Source organism: Hymenobacter sp. APR13, from assembly GCF_000737515.1.
GTDB lineage: Bacteria > Bacteroidota > Bacteroidia > Cytophagales > Hymenobacteraceae > Hymenobacter.
The window spans coordinates 379,366-406,327 of sequence record NZ_CP006587.1 but is presented as its reverse complement, the minus strand read 5'-3'; the positions used below and the strand labels follow the sequence as shown (position 1 = coordinate 406,327).

Below are 26,962 nucleotides of genomic sequence, written 5' to 3'. Positions count from 1 at the left end.
CAAGCTAAAGCTTATGCTACAATCTGCCGCTCACTGCGCTGCTTGCCGAACTCCAGAATCTGGTCGATGAACTGGTAGGGCGTGTAGCCGGCCAGCGCGGTCTGGTGGAAAATGCAGGTAGCGGGCGTCATGCCGGGCAAGGAGTTCACCTCGATGATGAGCACTTCCACCGCCCCGTTGTCGCGGACGCGCACAAACGCATCGATGCGGGCGTAGCCCTGAATGTTCAGGATTTCGGCCACGCGACGCAGCTCCTGCTTCACTTCCTCCGAGATGCGCTGGCGCTCTTGGGGCTCCGGCGCGTAGCGGGCCGGGGTGATGTTCTGGCCTTCGCCGGCCAGAAACTTCTCTTCCAGGCTCAGCACCTCGCCGGTGGCCAGAGCTTCCGAGGCCTCAAACACCTCAATCTGCAGCTCGCCCTCGGGGCCGTAGTGCGTGAGCAGGCCGCCGGTTACTTCCAGGAAGTGGGCCGCGCCGTCGCGCGAAATCAGGGTTTCCACCAGGAAGGCGTCCTTCTGCGGGAATTCCTCCTTGAAGCCCAGGCTGAGCGTGGTGGCCTCGGCGGGCATCAGGTCCTGCTGGTCGCGGAAGATGAGGCGGGTGAAGGCCTCCAGCTCCGGCCGGGACTTAATTTTCTTCACGGCCGAAGAACAGCCGTCGTCGGCGGGCTTGGCGATGAAGGGGTAGGGGAACTGCGTTTCCAGGCTCCGGTAGAAGCTTTCGGCGTCGGCGGCCCACTCCAGGCGGCTGGCCATACGGTGCTCAGCCACGCGCAGCCCGGCCTCGCGCAGGCGGCGGTTGGTTTCAAACTTGTTGATCGTGACCGAGGAACTGTCCACGCCCGAGCCGTTGTAGGGCAACCCGAACTTCTCCAGCTCGCGCTGCAGGGCACCGTCTTCGCCGGGGCGGCCGTGCAGGGCAATGAACACTTCGTCCACCATGTCAGCCAGCTCCGCGAACGACACGCGGCGCGGCTGGGCCGTGAGCTGCCCCGCGAAGGTGCGGGTGATGTCCTGAGCTTCCTGCCGGATGCGCTCCAAAATAGGGTGCAGGCCGTGGCCGGCCTCCATGTGCTCCACTTTCTCCCGGATGTCGTCGGCGTTGTCCTTGAGCATCACGTTGATGGGCAGCACGTAGAGGCGGAACTCGTCGCTGTTGCCGGTCAGGAACACGGGCACCGGCTCGTACTTCACCGAGGAGCTGAGCTTCTCGAAGATGTTGCGGCCGCTTTCCACCGAAATATGCCGCTCCGACGAGTAGCCGCCCATAACCACGGCCACTTTCGTGCGGGTGCGCACCTCGCTGGCCCGGGCCGCCACGGCCGCGTCCAGCTGGCGCAACTGTGCTTCCAGCTTGGTTGGGGCCATCCCGCTGCGGCGCCGCGCCGCCAGGGAAGTCCGAATGATGTACGTCAGGAACTGGCTCGGATTGAGGCCAATTTCAGCGGCTTGATGGAAGAAGAACGAGGCTGGCAGCATCCCCGATGTCGTGTTCGGGTCGTTGAGGAAGATCGTGCCGTCGGCCTGAATGAAGCCGTCGAGACGGGCATATACCTGAAAGCCGAACGTGCTAAACATCGTCTGGGCTTGCTGCCGGATGCGCTGAATATCAGCTTCCGGCAGGTCAATGGGCGTCACTTTGCGCGCCAAGCCCGGCAGATACTTCGAGCGGTAGTCGAACATTTCGTCGCCCTTTACAATCTCCGTTGGAGGCAGAGCCAGCGGCTCGCCCCGCTCATTCTCCACCACAATGCAGCTGAACTCGCGGCCGGCCACAAAGCTTTCCACCAACACCTGCGTTTCGCCGGTGGTGCTGCGCAGGTGAACTACATCGGCTTGCGGAAAGTGCTCGTTTAGGAAAGTGAGCAGTTCCTGCGGGTGCTCCAGCACCGGCATTACATAGTCGGAGCTGATGGCTCCGAAGCCGGCTTGGGCAGCATGCGCTGCAACGGGCAACCCAATGCCTTCCCGGATATCAGCCACCTGTCGCACCCAAGCCAAGCGAGCCGGCTCGTCCAGCGCTGCCCATTCCTCCCGCGTGATGGTGTGCTGAAACAAGGCCCGCTCAATAGCTTTGGCAAAAGCGGCCGGATCTTCTTCTTTCAGAATGCTGATGCCCAAGCTGCTGCCTTGGCGTGGGGCCTTGATAACCAGCGGCAGCCCAAGCTCCTCTACCAAGCCTCGTAGATACTTGGGGTGAGTGGCATTCAGAGCCCACGACTCTTCCAACACCCGAAACTTCGGGGTAGGCTGATTCAGGGCCTTGAGTAGCTTTTTCTGCGCAATCTTATCAATGCCGAACGCCGAGGGCAGAATGCCGGAGCCGGAGTACGGAATGCCGTACCATTCCAGCAGGCCCTGAATGGCGCCGTCTTCGCCGCCCGGGCCGTGCAGGGCCAGGAAGGCGAAGTCCATCAGCTCGCGCAGCTCCTGGGGCTGCACGCGGCGGCCTACCTCCGCGATAATGCGGTCCTGCTCGTCCAGGCTCAGGTGGCCGAGGCTTTCCAGGTACACCTGCCACGGTAGCTCGGTGCGCGGCAGCGCCGATACCGGCGGGTAGAAGTCGCGGATGGTGCCTTTATAGATGAAGTGCCAGTCGAGCAGAATGAAGTTTCCGCTGCTGTCCACAAACACGGGGACGGCCTCAAAGAGGGCCTTGTCGAGGTTGTCGTATACGGTGCGGCCGCCCGCAAAGCTGATTTCCCGCTCACGCGACGGGCCGCCGAAGAAGATGCCGATTTTCATAGGTAGCGCAAAGGTACGGGGATGTAGCATAAGCTTTAGCTTGTGCCCTAAACCACTCCAACAGAAAAAAGCAGTCAGCGCTGGCCGGCGGTTTTTCGTACACGGCCAGCACGGCACAAGCTAAAGCTTATGCTACATTCGCGCCGTCATCCAACCAACCCGCTCATGCAAACTCTCGATCAGTATAACTTCGCCGGCAAGCGCGCCGTGGTGCGCGTAGATTTCAACGTGCCGCTCGATAAGAGCTTCGCCATCACCGACGATACCCGCATCCGGGCCGCTACGCCGACCATCAAGAAAATCCTGGCCGATGGGGGCTCCGTGGTGCTGCTCTCGCACCTGGGCCGGCCCAAAGGCGGCCCCGAAGACAAGTTTTCGCTGAAGCACATTGTGGCCCGCCTGGGCGAGGAGTACGGTACCGAGGTGCAGTTTGCCACCGATGCGCTGCAGGCCCAGGCCCAGGCCGACGCGCTGCAGCCCGGCCAGATTCTGCTGGTGGAAAACGTGCGCTTCTACCCCGAGGAAGAGAAAGGCGACGACGCGTTTGCCGAAAAGCTGGCCCCGCTCGGCAACGTGTACGTGAACGACGCTTTCGGCGCAGCGCACCGCAAGCACGCCTCCACGGCCGTCATGGCCAGCCACTTCGCGCCCGCTGACCGCGTGGCCGGCTACCTGCTGCAGAGTGAGCTCGACAACGCCAAAAAGGTGCTGGAGCACGCCGAGCGGCCCTTCACGGCCATCATGGGCGGCGCCAAGATTTCCGACAAGATTCAGCTGATTGAGAAGCTGCTCGACAAGGTCGACAACCTGCTCATCGGGGGCGGCATGGCTTACACGTTTGCCAAAGCCCAGGGCGGCCACATCGGCAGCTCGCTGCTGGAAGCCGACAAGATGGACCTGGCCCTGCGCCTCATCGAGCAGGCCAAAGCCAAAGGCGTGAACCTGGTGCTGCCCACCGACAGCCTCATTGCCGACAAATTCGCCAACGACGCCCAAACCAAAGTAGCTGCCAACAGCGAAATCCCGGACGGCTGGATGGGCCTCGACCTGGGCCCGGAGTCCAGCAAGGCGTTTACTGAGGTCGGTGCGCAACTCCAAAACCATCCTCTGGAACGGCCCGATGGGCGTATTCGAAATGCCCAGCTTCGCCAAAGGCACCCAGGCCGTGGCCCAGGCCATTGCCGACGCCACCGAGGCCGGCGCCTTCAGCCTCATCGGCGGCGGCGACTCGGCCGCGGCCGTCAACCAGATGGGCTTCTCCGACAAGGTGAGCTACATCAGCACCGGCGGCGGCGCGCTGCTGGAGTACATGGAAGGCAAGGAGCTGCCCGGCGTAGCGGCGCTGGAAGGCCGGTAAGTATTTGGTAGCGAGTATTTAGTATTGAGTACTGAGAAGTCAGTGCTTAGTATTAGCAAGGAAAAGGGCCTTTCTTTTTGGCAGTTTGCCGAAGAGAAAGGCCCTTTTTGCGTGCGTCGGCAGCAACAGGCTACTTCATACTCATTACTTCCTACTTGATACTCACACTAGGCTGTGTCTGAAAAGTGATGCTGCAAAATACGGCGGATACAGGCCAGCGAGGCCATGCTGAGGAAATGGGCGTCGTGTTTCTCATAGCGCGTGGCCACGCGGCGATGTTCTTTGAGCGAGCCAAAGAAGCGTTCCACCACATTGCGCCGCGCATAGCGAGTTGGCTCGATTCGGGGTGGCCGTCCTCGCCGCCGACAGCGACGGCCTGCGGCTGGTTGCCGACGTGGAATGACGGCCCGGATGCGACGACGACGGAGCCAGTGGCGAATGTGGACCGCGTCGTAGCCGCGGTCGGCCAGGAGTTGACGTGGGCGTCGACGCACCCGCACCTGTTCACAAAGCGGTTCAAACTGGGGCCCATCATGCCGCTGGCCGGCCGACAGATGCAGGGCCAGCGGCGTACCCGCGCCATCACAGACTACATGCAGCTTGCTGGTCAGCCCGCCGCGGCTGCGCCCGAGGCACTGGGCTTTTTTTTCGTGCCGCCCGCCGCACTTTTGGTGGCCCGCACCGTGGTCGAATCCACCAGCCACGTGTCCAGGTCTAACAAGCCGGCCGCATCCAGGCGCAGGCGTAAGCGGTGCAACACCCGCTCGAAGGTGCCATCAGCGGCCCACCGGCGAAATCGTTCGTACGCCGTTTGCCAGGGGCCGTAGCGTGCTGGTAAATCCCGCCAGGGCGCTCCGGTGCATAGGATCCAGAGTAAGGCATTCCATTGCTGGCGGTCATCGCGCCGGGGGCGCCCCAGACGTTGTGGGGGCAATTCGCTTTCCACCGCGGCCCATTGGGCATCTGTTAACTCATACCGTGCTGCCATACCCTAAGATACATAACACCCCTTTTCAGACACAGCCTAATTCACGTAAGGCGTTTCCAGGTCCTGGCCCATACTGCGCATGGTGTCGAGGGAGAGGCGGCCGGTGAGGCGGGTGGCGCTAGTGCGGGCCTCGGCATCGGTGAGGACCTCTAGGTTGCGCAGCCACTGCAGGCGGTGCAGTTGGATTTCGATGGGGCCGAGCGGATTCACCTGGCCGTACTCGTGGCGCAGGTAGCTTTTGGTGCGGCGGTCCAGGGCTTCGGCAAAGTCCTGCAGGGCGGCCTGCTCAGACGAACGGTCGGCGAAGATGATGCTGGAGCGGGACGTGAGCAGCACAAACTCGCGCCACCGGTGCTGCCAGCCATACCAGGCGTATACCAGCAGCGGGCCGCTGAGGCCCAGGGCCCAGAGCCAGAAGTCGACGACAAACGAGGCCTCCTGGCGGTGGTCGAGCGTGAAGGTGAACAGGCACCAGCCCACAATGGCCAGCAGGCTAAGCAGTTTTTTGTGCGGCACGAAGTTGCGGCGCTCCACCCGCACGGGCAGAATTTCCTCGTAGGGCAGCTCCACTTCCAGCACGGCCCGCCCGCCGGCTTCGCGCTGGCAGATGTAGAGGCCATGCTGGCGCAACGCCACCAGGGTACTGCCGGCCCACAACCGGCGTTGTTCAAGAAGCATGGAATAGTAAAACGACGGGCGAAACTGCCCCGAAAAACAAACAGGAAATCAGGCCACTCAGATAAAGGCGAACGGGCTGGGCGAGAAACACAGCACAAAAATAGCCAGCATCAACCAGCCCAGCACCTTGCGCCCGCCGGAAAGCGGCGTTTCGTCGGGCGCCGGCGGGTGAAACACGCCCATCAGGCGGCTTAGCAGCAGCCCGAACCCCAGCCAGCCCGGATTGCCCAGAATGCCCGGCACCGCCACCGTGCAGGCCAGCTGCACCGCCCACACGCCCACCGCCAGCAGCAGCGCCTGCCAGAGCCGCGGCACCACCGGCCGCAGCACCACACACAGATAGGCAAAGTACGGCGCGCCCCAGTACAGCCACGTTTGGCCGGACGTGCGCAGCGAAAACAGCCCCAGCCCGGCATAGAACACAAACCCCACAAACAGCACCCCCGACAGCCGGTTGAAGCGCCGGAAGCCCAGCAACCCGTACAGAATGTGCCCGCCATCGAGCTGGCCGATGGGCAGCAGGTTGAGGGCCGTGAAAAACAGCGCCAGTGAACCCGCCAGTAGCACCGGGTAGTGCGTCAGCTCGTTGGGGTGCGGCAGCCGGGCGGGGTCAGCAAACAGGTATTCAAGGCCTTGGTACAGCAGCGGCTTGGCCAGCGTGATGCCTTGGCCTGCACTATATACATAGCGAGCATACTCAGAGCCATACTTAGCGTATTGCGGATGAATCTGGAAGATATAGTCAGCGGGCGGCAGGTGCGTGAAGCCGTAAATCAGCACCGGCACCGCCAGCAGAAACCCCGCCAGCGGCCCGGCCAGCCCGATATCAAAAAACTCCTTGCGCGAAAATATCCGGTCCTTGACCCGAATGACAGCCCCGAACGTGCCGATGGTGCTGAACATGCCCGTGAAGAACGGAATGTAGTAAGGCAGCGTGGCCCGCACCCGGTGGTGCCGGGCCGTGAAGTAGTGGCCAAACTCGTGCACCGTCAGCACCCCCAGAAACGGCACCGAAAACCACAGGCCCTGCCGGATTTCGGCTAGCGTCAGGCCCGCTCCCTCGAACGTGAACTTGTCATGCATCCACTCAGCGCCGGCCAGGGTGGTGGTCAGCAGCGTCAGTAGGAACAGTCCCAGGTGCAGCGCATAGCGCCGCCAGCGCGGCGGTTCTGGTTTTTCAGCGTACCCATCCTGCCAGGGCTCGTCCGGTTCAGACGGCGGCAGGTCAGGGCTGGCCGCGTCAGGAAAGGGGAGGAGCGGCGGCGGGTCGTCGGTTGGATAAGGCACTAAGGGCAGCGGGTAGGGCGTCGGAGAGCGTGAGGGGCGGGGCCAGAAACAGCGTGTGCAGGCCCAGGCGTTGGGCCGTTTCGATGTGTTGAAAACTGTCCTCGATGAAAAGAGTTTCCTCGGCCTTCCAGTTCATCTCGCGCAGCGCGTGCCGGAAAATTTCCTCGCCCGGCTTGCGCAACCCCACGTGCTGCGAGTAGAACACCCGGTCGAGGCAGTCGGCAATGCCGTGCTCGAAGCCATATTGCGCACGCAGCACCTGGTTGATTTGGTCGATGTGAATCTGGTTGGTGTTGGAGAGCAGCGCCGTCTGGTGGCCTTGGGCCCGCAGTTCCGCAATCAGGGCCAGCCGCTCGGCCGGCACGTCCAGCAGCATGGCGTTCCAGGCGGCATCCAGCTCCTCATCGGTGGCCTCCAGCTCGTAGGTGGCGCGCAGGCCGTCCCGGAACTGCGCCGGCGTCAGGCGGCCCGTTTCCATCTGGTCGAACAGCTCGGCCTGTGCTGCCTGCGTAAACTCGATGGTGCTGCCGTGCCGGTGCAGGCGGCCCATAGCCGCCAGGGTGCGCTGGTAGTCGATGTTGATGATGACGCCCCCAAAATCGAAGAGCAGGTTGGGCAGTTGATGTGGCATGAGGCTGACTATCTGAGGCTGGGCACCGGAACAACGCTTTTCCTGCCCGGTGTAATTGCAAATCCGCCCGCAAAAGTCGAAGTTTGCACGGCTGAAACCAACCATCCGGTGGGCGGTAAAGGCAAGGGCCTATAGCTCAATCGGTTAGAGCAGCTGACTCATAATCAGCAGGTCACTGGTTCGATTCCAGTTGGGCCCACCAAAGGCGAATACGCCAACATCCTTATTAACAGGTTGTTGGCGTATTTTTTTTAACTATTGTATGAGTTTCGATACGTGTAGCATCAATTGCTAACGAACATCAAGTACTGTTAATGCATACCTCTAAATGCCGCTTCGGGTAGGCTAAATTGCCAGGGTCGTGTGTTTATGATGGTAACCAAAGCGAAAACCAAACAAGCGAACCACTTGGCTTGCTCATTCGCTTTAGATTCAGCGCTTAAAGCCAAGTCACGTTTCTTCAATAACCTGGAAGCAAGGACCGGTACTGCTGCGGCAATCCCTCTTTGTAACCGGCCGAAAACGGTCAAGGTCTGCGCACGCTCGGCGGACGCCAAACCGGCTTCCAGACCGCACAGGTTGGTGGTCAGGTGATGCTCGTCGATGAAGTTGCGGGTGATTTCCCGGCCCTGCTTGTCGTAATAGCAAATCCGCAGCACGCCCTCCAGCAGAAACCCGACCCGCCGCGACACCTGGCCTGCTTCCAGAAAATAGGCTTCCTTCGGTAAGGATAGCGGCGTGGTCTTGCGGGCAATCAGATCCAGTTGGTGTTGATTGAGCGAGCCAAACTGCAGCAGATAGGCGAAAAAGTCATCCATCAGGACAAGGTACGCGGGCATGGGTAAGCACGGCTTGCCATTTGGTAAAAAGGAATTTAGCGGCTGAAAACGTTGCTCAAAGGCGTTTTCCAGGCTCACGCATTACGGAGCGCAGTGGCTGGCTAGCTCGGTAGCACCGCCCCGGTCCCCTTGCGGTAGGCCAGCGGGGTAGTGCTGGTCTGCTTCTTGAAAAAGTTGTTGAAGTAGGTGGGGTAGGCAAAGCCCAGGCAGGTGGAAATTTCGGCCACGCTCCAGGTGGTGTGCTGCAACAGAGCCTTCGCCTCGTCGGTGAGGCGGGCGGTGATGTGCGCGCTGGTGGGCTTGCCGGTTACCTCTTTCACGGCCTTGTTGAGGTGGTTAACGTGCACGGCCAGCCGGTCGGCAAACTCCTGGGCCGTTTTCAGCTCCAGCGTCTGCTCGGGCGTTTCTACCGGAAACTGCTGCTCCAGCACGTCCAAAAACCGGGCCGCCAGGCGCGAGGCGGCCGTGTGCGCTTGGACCAGGGTGTGGGCGGGCTGCCGGTGCAGGGCCTCGTGAATGGCAAGTTGCAGGTAGGTGCGAATCAGCTCGGCCTTGAAGGGATAATCACCTTCCTGCGCGGTCAGCATCTTCTGGAAGATACTGGTCATGAAGGGTATCTGCGTCTCGCCGAGCGGGTAGAGCGGCGGGCTCCCGATTTTGAAAAGGGGCGACTGGGGGAGGCTTTCCGACCGGTCGAGCGAGGTGATAAACTCCTCGGTAAAGAGGCTGATGAAGCCGTGCCGGAGGTCACCGCGCATTTCCAGCGAATACGGAATGTGCGGGTTGAAGAACAGCAGGTACGTGCCGTCGAGGTCCCAGTGCTGGTGGCCGTAGTGCAGCCGGGCCCGGGTCGTGAGCAGCATGACCTTATAGTAGTCGCGCCGGGTGAAGTAGGGCGGGGTGGTGCACGGGCGGTCCACCGCGTACACTTTGAACCCTTTCAGTTTCAACTCCCGGGTGGGGCGCGGAGCCGGCCTGCTGGCAACAGCGTTCATCATGCGGCAAAAGTACGAAAATCAAGTAGAGCGCATTGACAGCAAGGCAAAAACCCAGTACCGCCTAACTGGCCAAGCTGCCCAACTGGCCAAGCTGCTCAGCCGGCAAAAGCCCGACTGGCCGGCACCGGATACGTCCGGTACCAGCCAGCCGGGCCCTGGCTGCGAGTGGTGTGGTTTAAGCGGGGTTCTCGCTCACCCGCCGGATAGGAAGCACCTGCATGGGGGCGGTCAGCAACGGCAGCAGCTGCTCGACCAGGCGCGACTGCGGCGGCGTCGGGTGGGCCGCTATGGCTTCGTCATCGAGCCAGGCGGCGGCAATCAGGAACGTATCGGGGGCCTCGGCTTGCTGAAAGATATTGTAGTAGATGCAGCCCGGCTCCGCGCGCACCAGGCCCACGAGTTCAAGCAGGATTTCCTGCACACGGGCGCGGTGCGCGGGCTGGCTTTGCACGGTGACGAGCAGGTGCCGTTCGGCGACTTTATCGGAAGTAGGCATCGGAGTAGAACTGGATAGGGGAAGGGTACCGATAAGCTGCCAACCCCTGTGAAGCCGCTTTGGGGCAGTAGGAGAGGTTGGCAGATTATCGGTACCGCGTGTGGGCTTAGGCGACCGTCAGCACGATTTTGCCCTGGATGTGCCCGCGGGCGGCGCGCTCGTGGGCCTGGCGTGCCTCGGCCAGCGGGTACGTGCTGTCGATGACCACGCGCACCGTCCCGGCTGCCAGCAGGCGCCCGAGCTCGGCCAGCTGCGCGCCGCTGGAGCGCACCTGCGTCATCGACACGGTGATGCCCCGCCGGGCCGCTTCCTCGGCATCCGTAAAGCCCAGAAATACCGGAAACAGCGCGCCGCCCCGCTTAAGGGTGCGCAGGAAACGGCCTGTGGTGGGGCCACTGAGGGTATCGAGCACAACGTCCAGGTCCTGCACTGCGTCCTCGGCCGGGGTTTTGGCGTAGTCGATGAACTCATCCACGCCCAGCTCGCGCAGCAGCGTTTCCTGCCCGCCCGAAGCCACGGCAATGACGTAGGCGCCCTGCCACTTGGCCAGCTGCACCGCCAGGTGGCCCACGCCGCCGGCGGCCCCGTTCACGAGCACCCGCTTACCCCGCAGCGGCACCGGCCGGTGCGCCTCCGGCTGAAACGGGTTGGGAGCCGTGTGCCCCAGCTCGATGAGATACTGCCACGCCGTAAGCCCGGACATGGGAGCCCCGGCGGCCTGTACGTGGCTGAGGCTGGCCGGCTTGCGGGCCAGGTCCGTGGCGGGCGCGGCCACGTACTCGGCATAGCCGCGGCTCTCGCCAACGCTTGGGAAGCGGACCATGCCGAAGACCTCCTCGCCCACCGCGAAGTCGGTCACATCCTCGGCCACGGCCGCCACGACGCCCGACACGTCCGTGCCCAGCATGAGGGGAAAGGTGACCGACGGGCGCCACTCGGCCGGCAGGGCCTTGTAGCCGTCGCGCAGGTACCAGTCGGGCGGGTTGATGCCGACGGCGTGCACCCGTACCAGCACTTCGCCCGGCTGGAGCTCGGGCACCGGCGCATCCTCGTAACGCAGCACCTCGGGCCCGCCAAACGCGTGCTGCTGCACCGCCTTCATCGTATTCATCGCCCCGGTTGGGGCCTTCGGGGAAGCAGAAGATTCATTGCCTGCTTCCTGCGCCCGTTCGAAGGATTGCCCTTCCTCGGACTGCGCTTTCATTTCTGTGGTTGCCATGGTTGTTGCGTTTGACTGTGGTTACTTGCTAGAATCACTGCGACTTTCGTCGTGTAGCAGGCGCTGACCGGCCCACTCAGATTATTTCTACAAAGGTCCAGTCCATTGGCAACGACGAAAAATGTCATTCAAACTAAAAAGTATGAATATCACGCAAAGAGCCTTCGAAAGCTGCCGCGCGAGATAGAGCCGCCTTCTTCAGCCTAAAAAAAGTCCCGGCAGGTGCTCTGGCCAATGGCCGGCACTTGCCGGGACGTCTACTGGCCGTGCGGCCAGCCGGGCTTATACCGCAACGCTTTCAATGCCCTTTTGCAGGGCGGTAGCCTGGAATTCCGGCAATTTGACGCCCTCGGCCCGGGCCACCGTCACATCGGTCATGCCCAGGAAGCCCAGCATCCAGCGCAGGTAGGGCACGGCAAAATCAGCGGCCTGCTGCGGTCCTGCGGAGTAGATGCCGCCGCTGGCCACGGCCAGGTACACTTTCTTGCCTGTGATAAGTCCTTCCGGACCCGTGGGGGTGTAGCGGAACGTGATGCCCGCCCGCGTGAGGTGGTCGAGCCACGCCTTGAGCGACGAGGCAATGGTGAAATTGTAGAACGGCACCCCCAGTACGAGGACGTCGGCCGCCAGCACCTCGGCAATGGCTTCGTCGGAGTGGCGCACGGCCTGCTGCTGCTCGGGCGAGCGGCCTTCGGCGGGCGTGAAGTAGGCCTGCAGGTGCGCCTCTTCGAGGTGGGGAAACGGGTGGGTCGCCACGTTGCGCACCACCACGGTGCTGCCGGGGTGCGCCGCGAGCAGCTTGTCGATGATGCCCTGGCTGAGGCGGGTGCTGTACGATTCGGCCCCGCGGGCGCTGGAAATGATTTGCAGAATCTGCATAAACGTAGGGAAGGGGGGAAGAAAGTGAAGAATACGAGCCCGCCACCCGGGGCCTGCCCGCCGGGGCCAACTGCCCGGCCACTGCGTAGCCCCGTGGTGGTATGGTACTCTGATTACCTCAAGTAATCAGCCCGGCCTTTGTTTGTAACTTGCGCCCACTACAGATTACGTGGCGGTAGCCTGATTACCTGCGGGTAATCAGGCGGGTATACCGCTCCTCATCTTGCCGTTATTGCTATGACCAACTCCGACCTGACCTCCTGCGCTCAGACCATGCACGCCCTACGCCACGCCCTGCTGGTTGTGAATGGCAAGTGGAAGCTGCAAATCATCGTGGCACTGCAGACGGGCACCCGCCATTTTCGTGGCCTGGAGCGCAGCGTGCCGGGCATCTCCACCAAGGTGCTGGCCAAGGAGCTCAAGGAATTGGAGGCCCACCAGTTCATCGTCCGCACGGTTTCGCCCGGCCCGCCGGTAGTCGTGGACTACCAGCTCTTGCCCTATGCCCGTTCGCTCGACCCCGTGATTGAGGTGCTCAAAGCGTGGGGCCTGCAGCACCAGCAGCGCCTGGACAGCCTCTCCGGATTGCCGACGCACGTACCGCTACCCTAAATTTCACTGCTCCTGCGGGCGCGCTCAATCGAGGCGGACGGAGCAATCCGCAAGCAGCATTTTCGGGCTATGCGGCCGGGCTGGGTAGCCGGCATCGTCGCGTACGGGTACCTGCCGGGCACGCAAAAGCGTTTTTGCCAAATGGCAACTGATGCCCCGGTGCGCCCGCGTACCTTGCCCCCATGGACGAACTCTTTACCTACCTGCTGCAGTTCGGCTCGCTCAACCCGCGGCAGCTGGACCTGATTGCCAGCAAGGCCACTCCGCTGGCGCTGCCCCGCGACGCCTACTTTCTGGAGGCAGGGCAGGTGTCGCGGCGGGTCGGGTTTCTGCTGGAGGGCGTGCTGCGCATCTGCTACTACAACAACCAGGGCCAGGAAATCACCCGCAACTTCATCGACGAGCACCACCTGACCACCAACCTGCGCGGTCTGGAAGACGGCCTGGCCTCCGCCGAGTACGTGCAGGCTGTGACCGATTGCCGGCTGCTGGTGTTCACCAAGCCTGACTGGGACGAGCTGGCCCACACCATCGTGGGCTGGCGCGAGATGGTGCACCAGATGACCACCCGGCACCTGCACGAGAAGCTGGCGCGCATCAGCCCCATGGTCAGCCAGGATGCCACCACCCGCTACCGGGAGTTTCTGGCCAACTACCCGCAGCTGGCCAACCGGATTCCGCTGTCTTACCTGGCCTCGTTTCTGGGCATGACGCAGTCGTCGCTGAGCCGGATTCGGCGCAACATCCGCTGACGCGCTTTTTGCCAAATGGCAACTCCGGGGCTTTTCGGGCGGGGGACCTTTGCGACATAACCAACCGCAACGACCATGAAAACCGTCCTCATCACCGGCGCCAACAAAGGCATCGGCCTGGAAACCGCCCGGCAGCTGGCCCGGCAGGGCTACCACGTCTTTCTGGGCAGCCGCGACCTGGCCCGGGGCCAGCAGGCCGCCCAGCAGCTCCACGCCGAAGGCCTCTCCGAAGTAGAAGCCATCCAGCTCGACGTCACCAATGCCGATTCGGTACAGGCCGCCCGGGCCGAAATTGGCCGCAAAACGCCGGTGCTCGACGCCCTCGTCAACAATGCCGCCATTACCGGCGGGATGCCGCAAGCCGCGTTGGGGGCCGCAGTGGCCACGTTTCAGGAGGTGTTTGCCACCAACGTGTTCGGGGTGGTGCAGGTCACGCAGGCCTTTATCGACTTGCTGCGCCCGGCTCCCCAGCCCCGCATCGTCAACGTGGGCTCCAGCGGTGCCTCGCTGACGCTGAGCAGCGACCCGGCCTGGAAATACTACCACCACAAGGGCGCCGTCTATCCGGCCTCCAAGGCGGCGCTGCACATGTATACCATCGTGCTGGCCTACGAGCTGCGCGACACGCCCTTCAAGGTGAATGCCGTGGACCCGGGCTTCACGGCCACCGACCTCAACGGCCACCGCGGCACCGGCACCGTGCAGGAGGCTGGGATACGAATTGCCAAATACGTGCTGGTAGGCGACGACGGCCCCACGGGCCGGTTTATCAGTGAAGAAAACACCCCCGTAACGGGTGAAATTCCGTGGTAACGCCGGGCATGACTGACTACCTACCGCCGGACCAGGAAGCGACTTTCCAGCAGTGCCAGGCCAAGCCAGACACTGCCGGAAAGCCCACCCCGGGCCGAATTCATTCCGAGCAAACCGAAACCGAAGGGTTACCCTAGCACACTTATGCAAGTAGTTCAATTTGCCGCCCACGGCGACACCGACGTATTACAGCTGGTCGACGCGCCGATGCCCCGCCCCCAGAAGGGCGAAGTATTGATTAAAGTGGCGGCCGCCGGGGTCAACTATGCCGACATCTGGCAGCGCAAGGGCCGCAGCCCCACGCCGCTCCCGCTGCCCTACGTGTCGGGCTACGAGGTGGCGGGGACCATCGAGGCCCTGGGCGAGGGCGTAACCACGCGGCAGCCGGGCCAGCGGGTGATGGCCATGCTCCCCCGCGGCGGCTACGCCGAATACGTGGTGGCCCCGGCCGCGCAGGCAATGCCCCTGCCGGCGGAGCTGGGCTACGCGCAGGCCACCGCCCTGCTGGCGCAGGGCCCCACGGCCGTGGGCCTGCTCAACACCGGAAGCTATGCCTCGGTGCTGGTGCTGGCCGCGGCCGGGGGCGTGGGCTCGCTGCTGGTGCAGGTGGCCAAAAACCGGGGCCTGTGGGTGGTGGCCGCCGTGGGCAGCGACGCGAAAAAAGCCGCTGCCCAAGCCAGTGGAGCCGACGCCGTGGTGAGTTACGCCGAAGCCGACTGGGTGCAGCAAGTGCGCGCGGCCACTGCCGGCCAGGGCGTGGCCGCCTCGTTCGACGCCGTGGGCGGCCGTGTGGGGGCCGAGGCCCTGCTGGCCCTGGGCGCCGGCGGCACCGCCGTGGTGTACGGCGCGGCCAGCGGCGAGCCTACCCGGCTGGACGCCCAGCAGCTTATCGGGCAGCGGCAGCTGGTGCGGGGCTACACGGTGTTTGCCGAAATGGCCCGATTCGGGGAATACACCGAGGAGCTGCTGGGGTACTTTCGGGCCGGTACGCTGCAGCTCCCCGTCCAGACTTACCCGATTGCGGAAGTCCGGACCGCGCAGCGCGAGCTGGAAGCCCGCCAAACGCAGGGAAAGGTGGCGCTGCTCTTTTGAGCTTCGACCTTGGGCTAGCCGGCGTTGGACAGGCGTTGCCACGAGTGGAGCTGACCCGAAGTATTCGACAAAAGTCAGCACAAGCAGACCGGATGAGTCCGGCTTACTTGTGCTGACTTTTTTTGGTACATCAGCTAAGGAAGTGGCTTCCAACCACGTCCTTTTTACTGATAGCGGGGAGGGAAATCACCTTAGGCTGTTCCCGGAAGAAGAGTGCCTATCAGCGCGTAACGGCCGCGTAGGGCAGGTAGCTGTCCATCCCGAATTCCTGCTTGAACTCGTCGCTCAGCGGGCCCAGCGCCGTCATGTGGGTGATGGTGGTGACTTCGCCCCAGATTTTCAGCGGGACGGCCGTGTTCTGCATGTGCAGCCGGATGGCCGCCTCGTCGGCGTAGCGCTCGTGCTGGCAGTAGCTGCCCTCGGCCTGGCGGAAAATCTCGTAGCTGAGCACGTGCGGCTCGGTTTGGGTGATGGCCAGCTGCTGGGCCAGCGCCTGCTCGTAGCGCGCCTGGTCGGCGGGCTGCACGGTGAAGGCAAAAATCAAATCAACGGTCTTGTTTTCCATGGAATGAAGGAGGGAGATGCACGGGGGTTAGTGAACAGACAGCCGGTACTGGAGGGGTGAGACGGCGGCGTGCTGCTTGAAAAACTTGCTGAACGACTGGGAATGCTCGAAGCCCAGGCGGTAGGCCACTTCCCCCACCGAGAGGGTGGTGGTGGTGAGCAGCTGTTTGGCGTAGTCGAGTAGTTTCTGCTGCACGTGCTGCCGGGCGGTGAGGCCCGTATGGGTGCGCAGCAGGTCGCTGAGGTAGTTGGCCGATAAGTTCAGCTGCCCGGCCAGCTCCTGCATGCTGGGCAGCCCCCGGCTGGGGAGCTGGTCGCCGGCCACGTACTCGGCCAGCAGCTGCTCGAAACGGCTCACCACGTCGTGATTGGCCGCCCGGCGCGTGAGAAACTGCCGGTGGTAAAACTGGTTGCAGTAGGTCAGCAGCAGGTCGAGGTGGGCCACCAGCAGGTCCTGGGTGAAGGCCGTGATGGGCGCGGCCACCTCCTGGGCCAGGCGCTGCATCATGTCCAGCACCTGCCGCTGCTCGGCGGCCGAGAGGTGCAGGGCCTCGTTGACCGCGTAGCCGAAAAAGCCGTACTCCGTGATTTTGCGGGCCAGGGGATACCCCTGCAGAAAATCCGGGTGCACGACCACCAGGCAGCCTTCCACCATCACCGGCACCTCCGACTCCAGGCGCACGGCCTGGTGCGGGGCGGTGAAAATCAGCACGCCCTCGTCGAAGTCGTAGTGCTGCTGGCCGTAGCGCAGCTGCCCCCCGGTCAGCTTCTTGAACGCAATGGTATAGAAGCTGTAGGAAATGGTTTGTTCGGTGCGGGCCTGCATGTCCCGCAGGTCCACCACGCTGATGAGCGGGTGCGTGGGCTTGGGTACCTGCAGCGTCTGGTGCAGGGCCGAGATGGAGCGCAGATGATGCAGCGGCGGACGGGACGATTTCATACGAGCAAAGTAGAACAGGACCACCGGCCGGCGCCGGCCAGTTTAGGAACAAAAATCAGGTCGGAAAATCGGTCGACACGGACAGCGCGTGCCACTTTTCGGCTTCCGCCAGGCGGTGGCGCAGCGCCTGGGTTACGTATTGTACGGCATCCGAGCCGGCCAGCAGGCGCAGCGGCGGTTCCGCCTCGTTGGTGAGTTGGACGATGGCGGCGGCCAGCCGCTGCGGGTCGCCGGGCTGCTGGCCGCTGAGCTGGTCCACGTAGCTGAGCGTCTGGCCCACGGTCGGGGCGTAGTCGGGCAAGACATCCTGCGCCTTGTGCAGCGACTTGTCGCTGAGCAGCTCCGTGCGGAAGGTGCCCGGCTCCACCAGCGTGACCTTGATACCCAGCGGCGCCACTTCCTGCTGCAGCGACTCACTCAGGCCCTCCACGGCAAACTTGGACGCGCTGTAGCTCGACGAGGCCGGGGCCCCGATGACGCCCTGCATGGAGGAGATGTTAATAATATGCCCGGCCCGCTGCTTGCGCAGTTGCGGCAGCACCGCCCGCGTCACGTGCAGCAGCCCGAACACGTTGGTATCGAACTGGCGGCGCACCTCGGCATCGGTGGTGGTTTCCAGGGCCCCGAGCAGGGGGTAGCCGGCGTTGTTCACCACCACATCGAGCCGGCCGTGCTGGTCGATGACCTGCTGCACGGCGCGCGCGGCGTCGGCCTCGCGGGTCACGTCCAGGTGCAGGGCGGTGAGGTGAGGGTGGTGGCCGAACGTGTCGGCGGCGGTTTCTGGGTGGCGGCTGGCGGCTACCACGTAGTCGCCGGCGGCGAGGGCCGCCCGGGCAATTTCAGCCCCGATGCCGCGGTTGGCACCGGTAATCAACCATACTTTGTTCATGAGAAGCGTCGCGAAGTTTTACGAAGGCAAAATTCCGCCCTCACCGTCCGGGTTTTGTAGTCCAAAGCGGGGAAGTTGTAGCCCGTTTACGGTTTGGAGAATTTGACTCCTGACTTGAGCCTTACCTCCCAGTCCGGACGTGCCCGCAGCGGCACCAAGCCGCCTGCGGGCGCCGGCCGGCCTGAATAGCTGGCACGCGCTGCGCGCCGCTTAACTGGTGAGCACCGTGCGCTGACGCAGCCGCCGGGGCCGCGCGGCTTCCTGCAGCAGGAAGTGGGCCACGTCGGCGCGCGCTATTTTGCCCACCTTCATGCCGGGGTGCAGGTCGGTGAGGACCCGGTAGCTGTGGGTCGGCGGGCCGTCGGACAGAATGCCGGGCTGCACAATTTCCCAGTTCAGCGCGCTATGGGCCAGTAGTTGCTCCATGATTTCCTTGTCGGCGGACTGCTTCCGCAACAGCCCCTTCACCACCAGGCGCATCAGCCAGTTCAGGTACGGGGCGCTGGGGCCAATGCCGAAGCCCGTGATGGCCAGCACGGGGGCCGTGAAGTGGGTGTCGGCTGTGGCTGCCAGCAGGGCCCGTGCCGCGTCGCTGTAGAGCGTGGTGGCTTTTTTGTTTTTCGTGCCGATGGTGATGAGTACGGCATCGGCCCCGGCAATGGCCTGCCGCACGTCGGCCACTACCGTGGCGCTGCCGTTGAGCTTGCGCAGCCGGGGATGGTCGGGAAGGGAGGCGGTGGTGCGGGCCAGCGCCGTCACGGTGTGGCCGCCGGCCAGGGCCTGCTGCACGGCCTGCAGCCCGACGCCGGCCGTGGCCCCGAGAATGGTAATCTGCATGAGAGAAGCAACGTAGGGGGCGGCCTGGAGCCGCCCTCTGGATGAAGTAAAAGGATGACTTATCCCGCCGGCCCGGGGCCTAACGGGGGGCCAGGAACCGTTCGGCCGCGCTTGGGGCGGCTACCAGCAGGCCCGCATCGCCCCACTGCCAGGGCTGGCCGGCCAGGTTCAGCACGGTGGCCCCGGCCTCGCGGGCAATCAGCACGCCCGCCAGCCAGTTGTAGGTATCGAGGCCTTCCTGGTAAAACAGGTCGAGCCGACCGGCCCCCACCTGGGCCAGCTGCAGGCCGTGGGGGCCGTAGTTGCGCACCACCCCAAACGTATCGAGCAGCCGGGTGACGGCGGCCCCGGTTTTCCGGTTCAGGTCGGGCGTGGGGTAGGCCTCGTCCTGGTGGCCATAGTTCACCACGGCCACCATGTGGCGCGGGTCGGTTTTGGTGCTGGGGTGCAGGGGCACCCCGTTCAGAAACGCGCCGCCGCCTTCCTGCGCCCAGAACAGCTCCCGCTCGAGCGGGGCGTAGATAACGGCCAGCTGCGGCCGGCCCTGGCGTACCAGCGCCACGTTCAGGGTCCAGCCGGGCAGGTGCTGCAGGTACTGCACGGCCCCGTCGAGGGCGTCGTACAGCCAGTACTCGGGCTGGTCGAGGGGCTGTTTCTGCCCCTGGCTGTCAAACTCGTCGCCTTCCAGCCAGGGTGTGTCCGGAAAATCGGCGGCCAGCTGCTGCTGCAGCGAGGCCAGGGCCTGGTCGTTCTGCTGCTGCAGGTGGGAGAGCAGGGTCGCGTAGTCCTGCGGAATGGGCGTCTGTTTGTAGCCTTGCACAAACAGGTCGCCGGCTTGTCTGACAGCCGTGAGCACGGCCGTTACATTGAGAGGTGATGACATGGAACACGAGGAAAAGGAAGCCCGCCGGCCGACCCCGGAAAGGACGGCAGCCTGCCGGCCAGCGGGCTTCGGATTGACCATACAAAGGAAGCCGGAGCGGTGGCGGCGGGAGTAGGCCGCCTGGCGGGAAGGATAGTCCTATTCGCGGAATTTTTGGCGAAACGCCAGCGGGGTGCAGCCGGCTACCTTGCGGAACAGGCGGCTGAAGTATACCGGCTCCTCGTAGCCGGCCGCGTAGCCCACTTCCTTGATGCTGCTATCCGTGAAGCACAGCAGCCGCTTGGCCTCCAGGATGGACTGCTGCTGGATGTGGCCGGATACGGACACGCCCGTTTGCTCCTTCACCGTATCGTTGAGGTGAGCCACCGAAACGGCCAGCTCCGCGGCGTAGCGGGCGGGCTGCTTCCAGTGCTGGTAATGCTGCCGGAGCAGCTGCCGGAAGGCGCGCGCCAGCCAGGGTCCGCGGGGCTGGCGGCCGGGGCGGGCAGGCTCGGCGGGCTGCACCAGCCCGGCCAGCAGGCTCAGCAGGGCCGCCAGCAACGCCTGCACTGCCCGGGCCGCGTGGGCATTGGCTGCCTCGGTCTGTTGCACACTGGTCAGCAATGCCAGCAGGGCCGTAGCCTGGGCATAGAACGCCGAATCCCGCTCAAGTTGCCTCGGGCCGCGCAGGCCCTCCTCCAATGCCTGCTGCAGGTCGGCCTCCAGCAGCGTGGGGTCGAAGCTGAGCATCCAGCCCCGCAGGCCCGGCTGCGCGCGAAACTCGTGCACCTGACCCGGAAAAACCACGGCCAGCGCGGGTCCGGTGCCGGGGAAGGCCTCGAAGTCCAGGCTCAGGGTGAAGGTGCCCGCGGTGGCCAGCAGCAGCAGGTAGTGCGCGTCGCGGTGGGGCATGGCCACCGGGTGCTCGGGCTGCCGCTCGGCCGGGTCCTCAATGGCCCGAACCAGCACGCCCCGGGTTGCCAGGGGCGACAGCTCAAACTGCTGGATGGTGCGCGGGGCGGCTTTCATGCGGGGCGGCTTTCATGCGGGGCGGGTGAAGGTTTTTCGGCTCCCAAAGGAAGGGATTTACCCGCTGCGCAACCAAGCAGCCAGTATTTATTCTCCCTCACACGCCCCCGCAGATACTACTTGCTCCACCAGGTGGCCGAAACGCATGCTGGGAGCCAGCTCCTGGGGTATTGTTAAACAAATAAGGAGAAACCTCCGATTCGTCCCTGCACCAGTTTGCTCGGTGACGGCCAGGTGATAATCAGGTCCATATCGAACAGAACGTCACCTGCAAGGCGAGTACAACCGTCCTGACGAAGTGCTGAAAGAGCCTCTCCGATTCGATGTGGAGGCCCTTTTTGCCTTCCAGTGAGAGCCCTCAACCAGCCCACTCGTTTAGCCTTGATACCAAACTTTTAACCAAGGCCAAACGTGACGGCTACCCAAGCGCCCACACCGTGTCCCACCAGGTGCAGCGGGCCCAGGCCCAACTGGTCGCACAAGGCTTTCAGGAACCGGGCCACGGTCCGGGTATCGGCCACCGGGGTGGCGTCATCGTTGCCCATGCCGGGCAGGTCTACGGCCATCTATTTTTTCATGCTCTCCACCTTGCGAAAAAGCTATGCGTGGACCGGCTCGGCAGCGGTGGCGTGCGACAGGGCTTGCCAGGTCGCCATATCTGCCTGCAAGCTCTTGATCTTCGCCTCGGCTAGGCCGTAGGCGTCAGCGCCCAGCAGCAGGTGCAGGGGCGGATTGGGCTCGGCGGCAATCCGAATCAGGGCCGCGGCTCCTTTCGCCGGGTCACCGAGCTGGGAGTTGGCTTCCCGCACTTGGTCGTGGTACGCTTCGTTGTCGCGCACTATCTGGTACGCGGGCAGTTTGTCGGCGGCCAGTTTCAGGGAGCCGGACTGCAGAAAGTTGGTGCGGAAGTAGCCGGGTGCGACAACCGTCACTTTTACCCCGAGCGGGGCGACCTCCGCAGCCAGTGCTTCGGAGAGACCTTCGACCGCAAATTTGGTGGCGCAGTACACTCCCCAGCCAGGGAAACCGCCCTGAATACCAGCAATGGAGGAGAAGTTGAAGATGTGACCCTGCTGCTGCCGGCGCAGCTGTGGCATGGCCTGGCGAATGACGTTGAGCGTGCCAAACACGTTGACATCGAAGTTTTCGCGCGCCTCTGTGTCGGTTACTTCTTCCAAGCTGCCTAGCTGGCCATAGCCGGCATTGTTGACTACCACATCTATGCGGCCGAACTGCTGCACGGTGGCCGCAATGGCTTGGGCTACGCCGATTTCGGCCGTCAGCTCCACGGCCAGCGGCAGAAAATTAGCAGAGTAGGAGCCGACGGCGGCCCGCAGCTCATCAACGTTGCGGGAGGTGGCCGCTACCTGGTTGCCTTGCGCCAGCAGTTGTTTCACCAGTTCGAGCCCGAAGCCTTTGGAGGCTCCGGTAATAAACCAGACTTGCGGATTGTTTGCGTGAGTGTCCATGCGGAGATGAGGGTTGGGGTAAGAGTTTGCGCGTCAGCTCGAGCAACTCGAGTAACTACAGCAAAGGTCAGCTCACCATCCCGGCAGGTCCTTATGAGATTCAAGCGGATACTTATGAAATTCAAACCCGCCGAAAAGCGGACGGAACCAGCCCGGTCTGCTTCTTGAAAAAGTAGTTGAAGTTGGCCGGCTCATCGAAGCCCAGGCTGTAGCCGACTTCAGCAATGTTCCAGTCGGTGTGCCGAAGCAGAGCCCGGGCCTCGGCGGCCAGGCGCTCGGCAATGTGGGCGGTGGTGGTTTTGCCGGTGGTGTCGCGCACGCAGCGGTTGAGGTGGTTGACGTGCACGGCCAGGTCCCGGGCAAAGTCGCTAGCCGAGCGCAGAGCAAACCGGCGGCTTGGCGACTCAATGGGAAACTGCCGCTCCAGCAGCTCCAGAAATACGGCAGCCAGCCGCGACCTGGCATCGGGGTGCTGGTAGCGGGCCTCGGAGGGCCGCAGCTTGAGAGCATAGTGAATCAGCTCCGAGGCGTAGTTGCGCAGCAGTTCATATTTGAGGGGATAATCGGAATCAAGCTCCGCCAGCATCTTTGCGTATAGTGCACTGACTGCTTCGTCCTGCGCGGCCGTGAGGGGATAAGCCGGAGTACTGCCCGGCTGAAACAGCGGCAATTCGATGAGGGTCGGGTTGCCCCAGCCGTGAAAAAACTCTTCGCGGAAAATGCAGAAAAACCCGGTGGTGTCGTCCGAAAGGGGCTGCCAGGTATAGGGCACCTGCGGGTTGAAAAACAGCAGCGTCGGCCCGGTTATTTCCAGGCTTTTGTCGGCGTAGTGGTAGGCGTTGCGGCCCCGGATAAGCGTGATTTTGTAAAAGTCGCGGCGGCTGTACTGCACCGGCTCGGCGCTGGGGGCCAGCACGTCCTCCAGCCGAAACACGTTCACAAGCCCCCTTTCTGAAGGGCGTGGCGCGGCTAAATCCTTGAAATGGTGCCGGTAGAAGTCGGGGAGGCTCTCAGGCTTGGACATGCCGCAAAGTTACCGAATTCAAACCAGCGGCTTTGAGATGGGCTCACGCCCAGCGTAAACAGGCACTGCCATCGGTGGCGGCTACAACATCATGTAGGCTGAGTTCTTCTGGTGCCAGTTCACTACTGAACGGCTTGACGACGGCCGCATTTCCGGTCAGGATTCTCACGGAGCAGCCGTCGGGCGTGATGGAAATGAATGATTCTCGGCACATGTATAAAGTAGCCCATCCTGCCGCCGACGGAGGCGCATGCATCTCGGCTGATTTAGCCTATAGTCTGCCTGCAATGCGAGTTAAGGGCAGAAAGGAGAGAAAAAGATACAGTAAATCCTGTTTTGGGAAAATTCGGGAATCATTCTTAGATATTATTATCTATTTGTAAAATAAAGTTATATAAATTATTGATTTAAGAATAAATATTGTTTATTTGTTCTATCACTGATCTGAAGACTAGCTCACCGTCCCACCTGTTGTCCGCGCCTCCTCTCTTACTTAGCAGTTTCCATGGAACGCTACAGACACTACACAGACGCCTCACGCGTCACTCTGTTGTTAGTTGATGTGCTCCTGATCTTCGGAGCCTTCCGACTGGCTGGCCGTATCACCTTGGGCCACTGGTCCTTCAGTGGATACTACCCGTTTTTCTTTATCATCTTCGGGCTGCTCTGGTGGATTCTTTCGGGCCAGTATGCCAACATCTACCGGGTTGACCGGCTGATTACATACCCGGAGAAACTGGTGCATCTGATCCGGACGTTTCTGCTGCATGCGGCCTTGGTGCTGCTGGTGGTGGCCGCGGGTGGCGTGCATTGGCCACCGGTCGAGTATCTGTTTTCGGTGTACAGTCTCGCCATGGTGGGGGTCGTTTCGGGCCGGTTTCTGCTGACGTTCCTATACCGCTCGTATCACCGGCATTTTGCGCGGGCCAACAGCCGCTTCGTTATCATCGGAGCCGGTGACAGCGGCCAGGAGCTGTACCGGTTTCTGGCCTCGCACGATCCTATCGGCAACGAGTTCATGGGCTTCTTCTCCGACGAGGCGCTGCCCGCGGAATTCCAGGGCCTGGTGCGCGGCCGTCTGGCCGATCTGAAGGCCTACTGCCTGCGCGAGCAAATCAACGATATCTACTTTGCGCTGCCGCTTGACCGGCGCCATCTCATCGAAGACCTCTCGCGCTTCGCCGACGACAATTTCCTCTCCTTCCGCATCGTGCCCGACTTCCGCGGCACCATGCGCAAAGACGTCAACGTGTATTTCTACGACCATCTGCCCATCCTGACCATCCGGCACGAGCCGCTGGGCATGCGCACCAATCAGGTAGTAAAGCGGGTATTTGATATCGTGTTTTCGGGGCTGGTCATCTGCACCATCTTCCCGGTTATCATGCCCATCCTGGCCTTGCTGATCAAGCTGGACTCGCCGGGGCCGGTGTTCTTCCGGCAGATGCGCCCGGGTAAGCGCAACCAGCTGTTTCCGTGCTACAAGCTGCGCACCATGCAGGCCAGCCACGGCCGCCCCGAGCTGCAGGCCACCAAGCACGACGTGCGCGTAACGCGGGTGGGCCAGTATCTGCGCAAGTATAATCTGGATGAGCTGCCGCAGTTTTTCAACGTGCTGCTGGGGCATATGTCGGTGGTAGGGCCGCGGCCCAATATGGTGTCGCAGCTGGAAGAGTACAGCAAGCATATCCGCACCTACCACATGCGCCACGCCGTTACGCCAGGCATCACCGGCTACGCGCAGGTAAACGGCTACCGCGGCGAAACCCGCGAGGCTGGTACCATGGAAAAACGGGTGGAATACGACCTGAAGTACGTGGAAAACTGGTCGTTCGGGATGGATATGAAAATTATCGGGCAGACTGTCTGGAACATGGTGCGAGGCGAGAAAAACGCCTATTGAATGGCTTGAGGGCTGCAGGGGGAAGTGGTTGGTGGTGCGGAGTTGTCTGGCAGAATAGCCCGCCATTTACCCATTGAACAATCCAACCATTCAATCACTATGCTACCCAAGCGCTACGTCCTCGACTCCCGGATTTCCACCGGCTCCACGGCCCATTTTGTAGACGCTATTCTGCAGCTGGGAGCCGCCCGGTGCTCGGCTTATGTGTGTTTTGCCAATGTGCACATGGTGGTGGAGTCGCAGCGCGACCCGGACTTTCGGCAGGTGCTCAACCAAGCCACCATTGCCGCGCCCGATGGCAGCCCGGTGGCCGCCGCAGTAGGCTGGTTCAACACCGGCCAGCGGCAGGCCCGCATTGCCGGCATGGATTTGCTGCCGGCCCTGCTCACCGAAGCCGCCCGGCGCCAGCAGTCGGTGTACTTCTACGGTACTACGCCGCGCGTATTGGAGGCCATGGTGGCCCGCGCCCGGCAGGAGCTGCCCAACCTGCAGATTGTGGGAGCCTACGCGCCGCCGTTCCGGCCACTCACGCCCGAAGAAGACGAAGCCGAAACCGCCGCCATCAACGCCGCCGACCCCGATCTGCTGTTCGTAGCCCTCGGCTGCCCCAAGCAGGAAAACTGGATGGCGGCCCACCGCGGCCGGATTCGGGCCTGCATGCTGGGTGTGGGGCAGGCTTTCCCGGTGTATGCCGGGCTGGAGCGCCGCCTGCCCGAGTGGGCCCGGCGGCTGTGGCTGGAATGGGCTTACCGGCTGTGGCTGGAGCCCCGGCGTTTGTGGCGGCGGTATCTGGTCACCAACTCCCGCTTTCTGTATCTGGTGGCCCGCCGCCTGGTAGCACAAAGCGCTGGCCGTCCAATGCCTGCAATGTATAGCGAGTAGTTGCCTGCGGTGCCACTGGTACCCGCTTCGTCACAGGTTCCTTTTGCACAAGGTGCATGGCTTTGGAATGTGGATAATTGTGTATTATGTTTAATTTTTATTGTTATTTTATAAAAATAATTCATAAAAATTATTGACAATATTATAAATATACATATCTTTCACTAACTGGTATATTCATGAGCTTCTATGCTTGGGTGTATCGGTTGATGGAAGTTCTTTCTGCTCTTTTTTCTCGGACTATCACCTGTTCCTTAACCTGTTGCAGTCATGAAAGCGGTAATTCTGGCGGGGGGCTATGGCACCCGCATCAGCGAAGAAAGCGGGGTGCGCCCAAAGCCGATGGTAGAAATAGGTGGAAAACCTATTCTGTGGCACATTATGAAGATCTACGCGCATCATGGCATCCGCGACTTCGTAATCTGCTGCGGCTACAAGGGCCATATGATCAAGCAGTACTTCTCCGACTACTTCCTACACAACGCCGACGTGACGTTTCGGATGGACCGCAACGAAATGCAGGTGCACCGCAACAACACCGAGCCCTGGAACGTGACGCTGGTGGATACCGGCCAGGAAACCATGACCGGCGGCCGCCTGCGCCGGGTGCGCGAGTACCTCGACGACAGCACCTTCTGCCTCACTTACGGCGACGGGGTAGGGGACGTGGACATCAGCGCGGCGGTGCGCTACCACCAGGAGCAGGGCGTGCTGGCTACGCTCACGGCCGTACGGCAGCCGGGGCGCTTTGGCGTCTTCAACCTGCACGACAGCGCCGACCGAATCGAGAGCTTCACCGAGAAGCCTGAAGGCGGCGAAACGCCGTGGATCAACGGTGGCTTCTTTGTGCTGGAGCCCGGCGTGCTGGACTACATCGACGACGACAGCACGATGTGGGAAAAGGCGCCCTTGGAGCGTCTGGCCCGCGAAAACCGCCTGGCTGCTTTCCGCCACAACGGGTTCTGGCAGCCCATGGACACGCTCCGCGACCGGAACATGCTGGAAGAGCTCTGGCAGAAAAATGAGGCCAAGTGGAAAGTCTGGGACAATGCCGCGCCACCTGTGCTGGCTCCCGACCCCGTGCTGGCCGAAATAATGGCCGCCCCGGTGCAGGCCCCGCAGGGCCAGCGCGTGGCCGCGGCCACCATAATGCCCGCCAGCTAACCCGCTGCCGACCC

At 62.7% G+C, this 26,962-nt stretch carries 25 protein-coding genes, 1 tRNA gene and 2 pseudogenes; 9 read left to right on the top strand and 19 right to left on the bottom strand.

Features of this window, described 5'->3' with window-relative positions; translation table 11 throughout:
• Nucleotides 1-11: 11 nt before the first annotated feature.
• Nucleotides 12-2,744, bottom strand: coding sequence for a D-alanine--D-alanine ligase (locus tag N008_RS01665; RefSeq protein WP_044013256.1), 2,733 nt, complete (start codon nucleotides 2,742-2,744; stop codon nucleotides 12-14).
• A 165-nt stretch (nucleotides 2,745-2,909) separates the two neighbouring features.
• Between N008_RS01665 and N008_RS01660 the strand changes: the two are divergent.
• A pseudogene (locus tag N008_RS01660) lies at nucleotides 2,910-4,101 on the top strand (phosphoglycerate kinase).
• A 167-nt stretch (nucleotides 4,102-4,268) separates the two neighbouring features.
• Here N008_RS01660 and N008_RS22185 read toward each other — a convergent pair.
• The 4 genes and pseudogenes from N008_RS22185 to N008_RS01640 all read right to left on the bottom strand — a co-directional run bounded on the left by N008_RS22185 (nucleotide 4,269) and on the right by N008_RS01640 (nucleotide 7,685).
• A pseudogene (locus N008_RS22185) lies at nucleotides 4,269-5,020 on the bottom strand (IS5 family transposase).
• Nucleotides 5,021-5,125: 105 nt separating this feature from the next.
• Entirely contained in the window at nucleotides 5,126-5,767 is a 642-nt protein-coding gene (locus tag N008_RS01650) for a hypothetical protein (protein WP_156108956.1), read from the bottom strand.
• A gap of 57 nt (nucleotides 5,768-5,824) precedes the next feature.
• The gene (locus N008_RS01645; protein ID WP_231569765.1) at nucleotides 5,825-7,054 is read right to left on the bottom strand and encodes a site-2 protease family protein; all 1,230 of its coding nucleotides are present in this window, start codon (nucleotides 7,052-7,054) and stop codon (nucleotides 5,825-5,827) included.
• Entirely contained in the window at nucleotides 7,008-7,685 is a 678-nt protein-coding gene (locus N008_RS01640) for an HAD family hydrolase (protein ID WP_052381078.1), read from the bottom strand. The genes N008_RS01645 and N008_RS01640 overlap by 47 nt, the downstream gene beginning before the upstream one ends.
• Nucleotides 7,686-7,810: 125 nt before the next feature.
• On the opposite strand from N008_RS01640, the gene N008_RS01635 reads away from it, so the two are divergent.
• Nucleotides 7,811-7,887, top strand: a tRNA-Ile gene (locus N008_RS01635).
• A 109-nt stretch (nucleotides 7,888-7,996) separates the two neighbouring features.
• Here N008_RS01635 and N008_RS21200 read toward each other — a convergent pair.
• The 5 genes from N008_RS21200 to N008_RS01610 all read right to left on the bottom strand — a co-directional run bounded on the left by N008_RS21200 (nucleotide 7,997) and on the right by N008_RS01610 (nucleotide 12,116).
• On the bottom strand, nucleotides 7,997-8,524 hold the full coding sequence (locus N008_RS21200) for a Crp/Fnr family transcriptional regulator (RefSeq protein ID WP_052381077.1): 528 nt from the start codon (nucleotides 8,522-8,524) through the stop codon (nucleotides 7,997-7,999).
• Between the two features lie 101 nt (nucleotides 8,525-8,625).
• The gene (locus N008_RS01625; RefSeq protein ID WP_044013252.1) at nucleotides 8,626-9,522 is read right to left on the bottom strand and encodes a helix-turn-helix domain-containing protein; all 897 of its coding nucleotides are present in this window, start codon (nucleotides 9,520-9,522) and stop codon (nucleotides 8,626-8,628) included.
• A gap of 175 nt (nucleotides 9,523-9,697) precedes the next feature.
• Nucleotides 9,698-10,018, bottom strand: coding sequence for a putative quinol monooxygenase (locus N008_RS01620; RefSeq protein ID WP_044013250.1), 321 nt, complete (start codon nucleotides 10,016-10,018; stop codon nucleotides 9,698-9,700).
• Nucleotides 10,019-10,124: 106 nt separating this feature from the next.
• Entirely contained in the window at nucleotides 10,125-11,129 is a 1,005-nt protein-coding gene (locus tag N008_RS01615; RefSeq protein WP_044013248.1) for an NADP-dependent oxidoreductase, read from the bottom strand.
• 390 nt (nucleotides 11,130-11,519) lie between these two features.
• A complete protein-coding gene (locus N008_RS01610) occupies nucleotides 11,520-12,116 on the bottom strand; it encodes an FMN-dependent NADH-azoreductase (RefSeq protein ID WP_044013246.1) in 597 nt (198 codons plus the stop codon).
• 237 nt (nucleotides 12,117-12,353) lie between these two features.
• On the opposite strand from N008_RS01610, the gene N008_RS01605 reads away from it, so the two are divergent.
• The 4 genes from N008_RS01605 (at nucleotide 12,354) to N008_RS01590 (ending at nucleotide 15,385) form a co-directional block, all read left to right on the top strand.
• Entirely contained in the window at nucleotides 12,354-12,728 is a 375-nt protein-coding gene (locus N008_RS01605; RefSeq protein ID WP_052381076.1) for a winged helix-turn-helix transcriptional regulator, read from the top strand.
• Nucleotides 12,729-12,910: 182 nt separating this feature from the next.
• Nucleotides 12,911-13,480: a Crp/Fnr family transcriptional regulator gene (locus tag N008_RS01600; RefSeq protein WP_044013244.1), complete on the top strand. Its 570-nt coding sequence runs from the start codon at nucleotides 12,911-12,913 to the stop codon at nucleotides 13,478-13,480.
• 75 nt (nucleotides 13,481-13,555) lie between these two features.
• Nucleotides 13,556-14,293, top strand: a complete 738-nt coding sequence (locus N008_RS01595) for an SDR family oxidoreductase (RefSeq protein ID WP_044013243.1) — start codon at nucleotides 13,556-13,558, stop codon at nucleotides 14,291-14,293.
• A gap of 144 nt (nucleotides 14,294-14,437) precedes the next feature.
• Nucleotides 14,438-15,385 (top strand): zinc-binding alcohol dehydrogenase family protein, encoded by a 948-nt coding sequence (locus N008_RS01590; protein WP_044013241.1) that lies wholly within the window; start codon nucleotides 14,438-14,440, stop codon nucleotides 15,383-15,385.
• Nucleotides 15,386-15,605: 220 nt separating this feature from the next.
• Here N008_RS01590 and N008_RS01585 read toward each other — a convergent pair whose 3' ends face one another.
• The 9 genes from N008_RS01585 to N008_RS01550 all read right to left on the bottom strand — a co-directional run bounded on the left by N008_RS01585 (nucleotide 15,606) and on the right by N008_RS01550 (nucleotide 22,999).
• Nucleotides 15,606-15,950 carry an antibiotic biosynthesis monooxygenase family protein gene (locus N008_RS01585; RefSeq protein ID WP_044000322.1) on the bottom strand — a complete coding sequence of 115 codons (345 nt, stop codon included), beginning with the start codon at nucleotides 15,948-15,950 and terminating at the stop codon, nucleotides 15,606-15,608.
• Nucleotides 15,951-15,977: 27 nt separating this feature from the next.
• Complete coding sequence (locus N008_RS01580) at nucleotides 15,978-16,889, bottom strand: helix-turn-helix domain-containing protein (protein ID WP_044013239.1); 912 nt, start codon at nucleotides 16,887-16,889, stop codon at nucleotides 15,978-15,980.
• A 55-nt stretch (nucleotides 16,890-16,944) separates the two neighbouring features.
• Nucleotides 16,945-17,778 carry an oxidoreductase gene (locus N008_RS01575; protein WP_044013237.1) on the bottom strand — a complete coding sequence of 278 codons (834 nt, stop codon included), beginning with the start codon at nucleotides 17,776-17,778 and terminating at the stop codon, nucleotides 16,945-16,947.
• A 210-nt stretch (nucleotides 17,779-17,988) separates the two neighbouring features.
• The gene (locus tag N008_RS01570; RefSeq protein WP_044013235.1) at nucleotides 17,989-18,615 is read right to left on the bottom strand and encodes an NAD(P)-dependent oxidoreductase; all 627 of its coding nucleotides are present in this window, start codon (nucleotides 18,613-18,615) and stop codon (nucleotides 17,989-17,991) included.
• Nucleotides 18,616-18,694: 79 nt separating this feature from the next.
• Nucleotides 18,695-19,498: an inositol monophosphatase family protein gene (locus tag N008_RS01565; protein ID WP_044013233.1), complete on the bottom strand. Its 804-nt coding sequence runs from the start codon at nucleotides 19,496-19,498 to the stop codon at nucleotides 18,695-18,697.
• Nucleotides 19,499-19,636: 138 nt separating this feature from the next.
• Nucleotides 19,637-20,506, bottom strand: coding sequence for a helix-turn-helix domain-containing protein (locus N008_RS21195; protein WP_052381075.1), 870 nt, complete (start codon nucleotides 20,504-20,506; stop codon nucleotides 19,637-19,639).
• A gap of 395 nt (nucleotides 20,507-20,901) precedes the next feature.
• Nucleotides 20,902-21,072 (bottom strand): alpha/beta fold hydrolase, encoded by a 171-nt coding sequence (locus N008_RS22890; protein ID WP_156108954.1) that lies wholly within the window; start codon nucleotides 21,070-21,072, stop codon nucleotides 20,902-20,904.
• A 33-nt stretch (nucleotides 21,073-21,105) separates the two neighbouring features.
• A complete protein-coding gene (locus tag N008_RS01555) occupies nucleotides 21,106-21,975 on the bottom strand; it encodes an SDR family NAD(P)-dependent oxidoreductase (RefSeq protein ID WP_044013231.1) in 870 nt (289 codons plus the stop codon).
• A 121-nt stretch (nucleotides 21,976-22,096) separates the two neighbouring features.
• Nucleotides 22,097-22,999: a helix-turn-helix domain-containing protein gene (locus N008_RS01550; RefSeq protein ID WP_044013229.1), complete on the bottom strand. Its 903-nt coding sequence runs from the start codon at nucleotides 22,997-22,999 to the stop codon at nucleotides 22,097-22,099.
• A 505-nt stretch (nucleotides 23,000-23,504) separates the two neighbouring features.
• Between N008_RS01550 and N008_RS01545 the strand changes: the two genes are divergently transcribed.
• The 3 genes from N008_RS01545 to rfbF all read left to right on the top strand — a co-directional run bounded on the left by N008_RS01545 (nucleotide 23,505) and on the right by rfbF (nucleotide 26,948).
• Entirely contained in the window at nucleotides 23,505-24,902 is a 1,398-nt protein-coding gene (locus N008_RS01545; RefSeq protein WP_071884459.1) for an exopolysaccharide biosynthesis polyprenyl glycosylphosphotransferase, read from the top strand.
• 99 nt (nucleotides 24,903-25,001) lie between these two features.
• A complete protein-coding gene (locus N008_RS01540) occupies nucleotides 25,002-25,784 on the top strand; it encodes a WecB/TagA/CpsF family glycosyltransferase (protein WP_052381074.1) in 783 nt (260 codons plus the stop codon).
• Nucleotides 25,785-26,054: 270 nt separating this feature from the next.
• Nucleotides 26,055-26,948 (top strand): glucose-1-phosphate cytidylyltransferase, encoded by an 894-nt coding sequence (gene rfbF, locus N008_RS01535; RefSeq protein WP_081910549.1) that lies wholly within the window; start codon nucleotides 26,055-26,057, stop codon nucleotides 26,946-26,948.
• The last annotated feature ends 14 nt before the right edge of the window (nucleotides 26,949-26,962 follow it).

Bases quoted from the DNA above. Each gene is read 5' to 3' on its own strand.
- N008_RS01665 (WP_044013256.1), bottom strand. From the start codon at position 2,744: ATGAAAATCGGCATCTTCTTCGGCGGCCCGTCGCGTGAGCGGGAAATC.
- N008_RS01650 (WP_156108956.1), bottom strand. From the start codon at position 5,767: ATGCTTCTTGAACAACGCCGGTTGTGGGCCGGCAGTACCCTGGTGGCG.
- N008_RS01640 (WP_052381078.1), bottom strand. From the start codon at position 7,685: ATGCCACATCAACTGCCCAACCTGCTCTTCGATTTTGGGGGCGTCATC.
- N008_RS21200 (WP_052381077.1), bottom strand. From the start codon at position 8,524: ATGCCCGCGTACCTTGTCCTGATGGATGACTTTTTCGCCTATCTGCTG.
- N008_RS01625 (WP_044013252.1), bottom strand. From the start codon at position 9,522: ATGATGAACGCTGTTGCCAGCAGGCCGGCTCCGCGCCCCACCCGGGAG.
- N008_RS01620 (WP_044013250.1), bottom strand. From the start codon at position 10,018: ATGCCTACTTCCGATAAAGTCGCCGAACGGCACCTGCTCGTCACCGTG.
- N008_RS01615 (WP_044013248.1), bottom strand. From the start codon at position 11,129: ATGAATACGATGAAGGCGGTGCAGCAGCACGCGTTTGGCGGGCCCGAG.
- N008_RS01610 (WP_044013246.1), bottom strand. From the start codon at position 12,116: ATGCAGATTCTGCAAATCATTTCCAGCGCCCGCGGGGCCGAATCGTAC.
- N008_RS01605 (WP_052381076.1), top strand. From the start codon at position 12,354: ATGACCAACTCCGACCTGACCTCCTGCGCTCAGACCATGCACGCCCTA.
- N008_RS01600 (WP_044013244.1), top strand. From the start codon at position 12,911: ATGGACGAACTCTTTACCTACCTGCTGCAGTTCGGCTCGCTCAACCCG.
- N008_RS01595 (WP_044013243.1), top strand. From the start codon at position 13,556: ATGAAAACCGTCCTCATCACCGGCGCCAACAAAGGCATCGGCCTGGAA.
- N008_RS01590 (WP_044013241.1), top strand. From the start codon at position 14,438: ATGCAAGTAGTTCAATTTGCCGCCCACGGCGACACCGACGTATTACAG.
- N008_RS01585 (WP_044000322.1), bottom strand. From the start codon at position 15,950: ATGGAAAACAAGACCGTTGATTTGATTTTTGCCTTCACCGTGCAGCCC.
- N008_RS01580 (WP_044013239.1), bottom strand. From the start codon at position 16,889: ATGAAATCGTCCCGTCCGCCGCTGCATCATCTGCGCTCCATCTCGGCC.
- N008_RS01575 (WP_044013237.1), bottom strand. From the start codon at position 17,778: ATGAACAAAGTATGGTTGATTACCGGTGCCAACCGCGGCATCGGGGCT.
- N008_RS01570 (WP_044013235.1), bottom strand. From the start codon at position 18,615: ATGCAGATTACCATTCTCGGGGCCACGGCCGGCGTCGGGCTGCAGGCC.
- N008_RS01565 (WP_044013233.1), bottom strand. From the start codon at position 19,498: ATGTCATCACCTCTCAATGTAACGGCCGTGCTCACGGCTGTCAGACAA.
- N008_RS21195 (WP_052381075.1), bottom strand. From the start codon at position 20,506: ATGAAAGCCGCCCCGCGCACCATCCAGCAGTTTGAGCTGTCGCCCCTG.
- N008_RS22890 (WP_156108954.1), bottom strand. From the start codon at position 21,072: ATGGCCGTAGACCTGCCCGGCATGGGCAACGATGACGCCACCCCGGTG.
- N008_RS01555 (WP_044013231.1), bottom strand. From the start codon at position 21,975: ATGGACACTCACGCAAACAATCCGCAAGTCTGGTTTATTACCGGAGCC.
- N008_RS01550 (WP_044013229.1), bottom strand. From the start codon at position 22,999: ATGTCCAAGCCTGAGAGCCTCCCCGACTTCTACCGGCACCATTTCAAG.
- N008_RS01545 (WP_071884459.1), top strand. From the start codon at position 23,505: ATGGAACGCTACAGACACTACACAGACGCCTCACGCGTCACTCTGTTG.
- N008_RS01540 (WP_052381074.1), top strand. From the start codon at position 25,002: ATGCTACCCAAGCGCTACGTCCTCGACTCCCGGATTTCCACCGGCTCC.
- rfbF (WP_081910549.1), top strand. From the start codon at position 26,055: ATGAAAGCGGTAATTCTGGCGGGGGGCTATGGCACCCGCATCAGCGAA.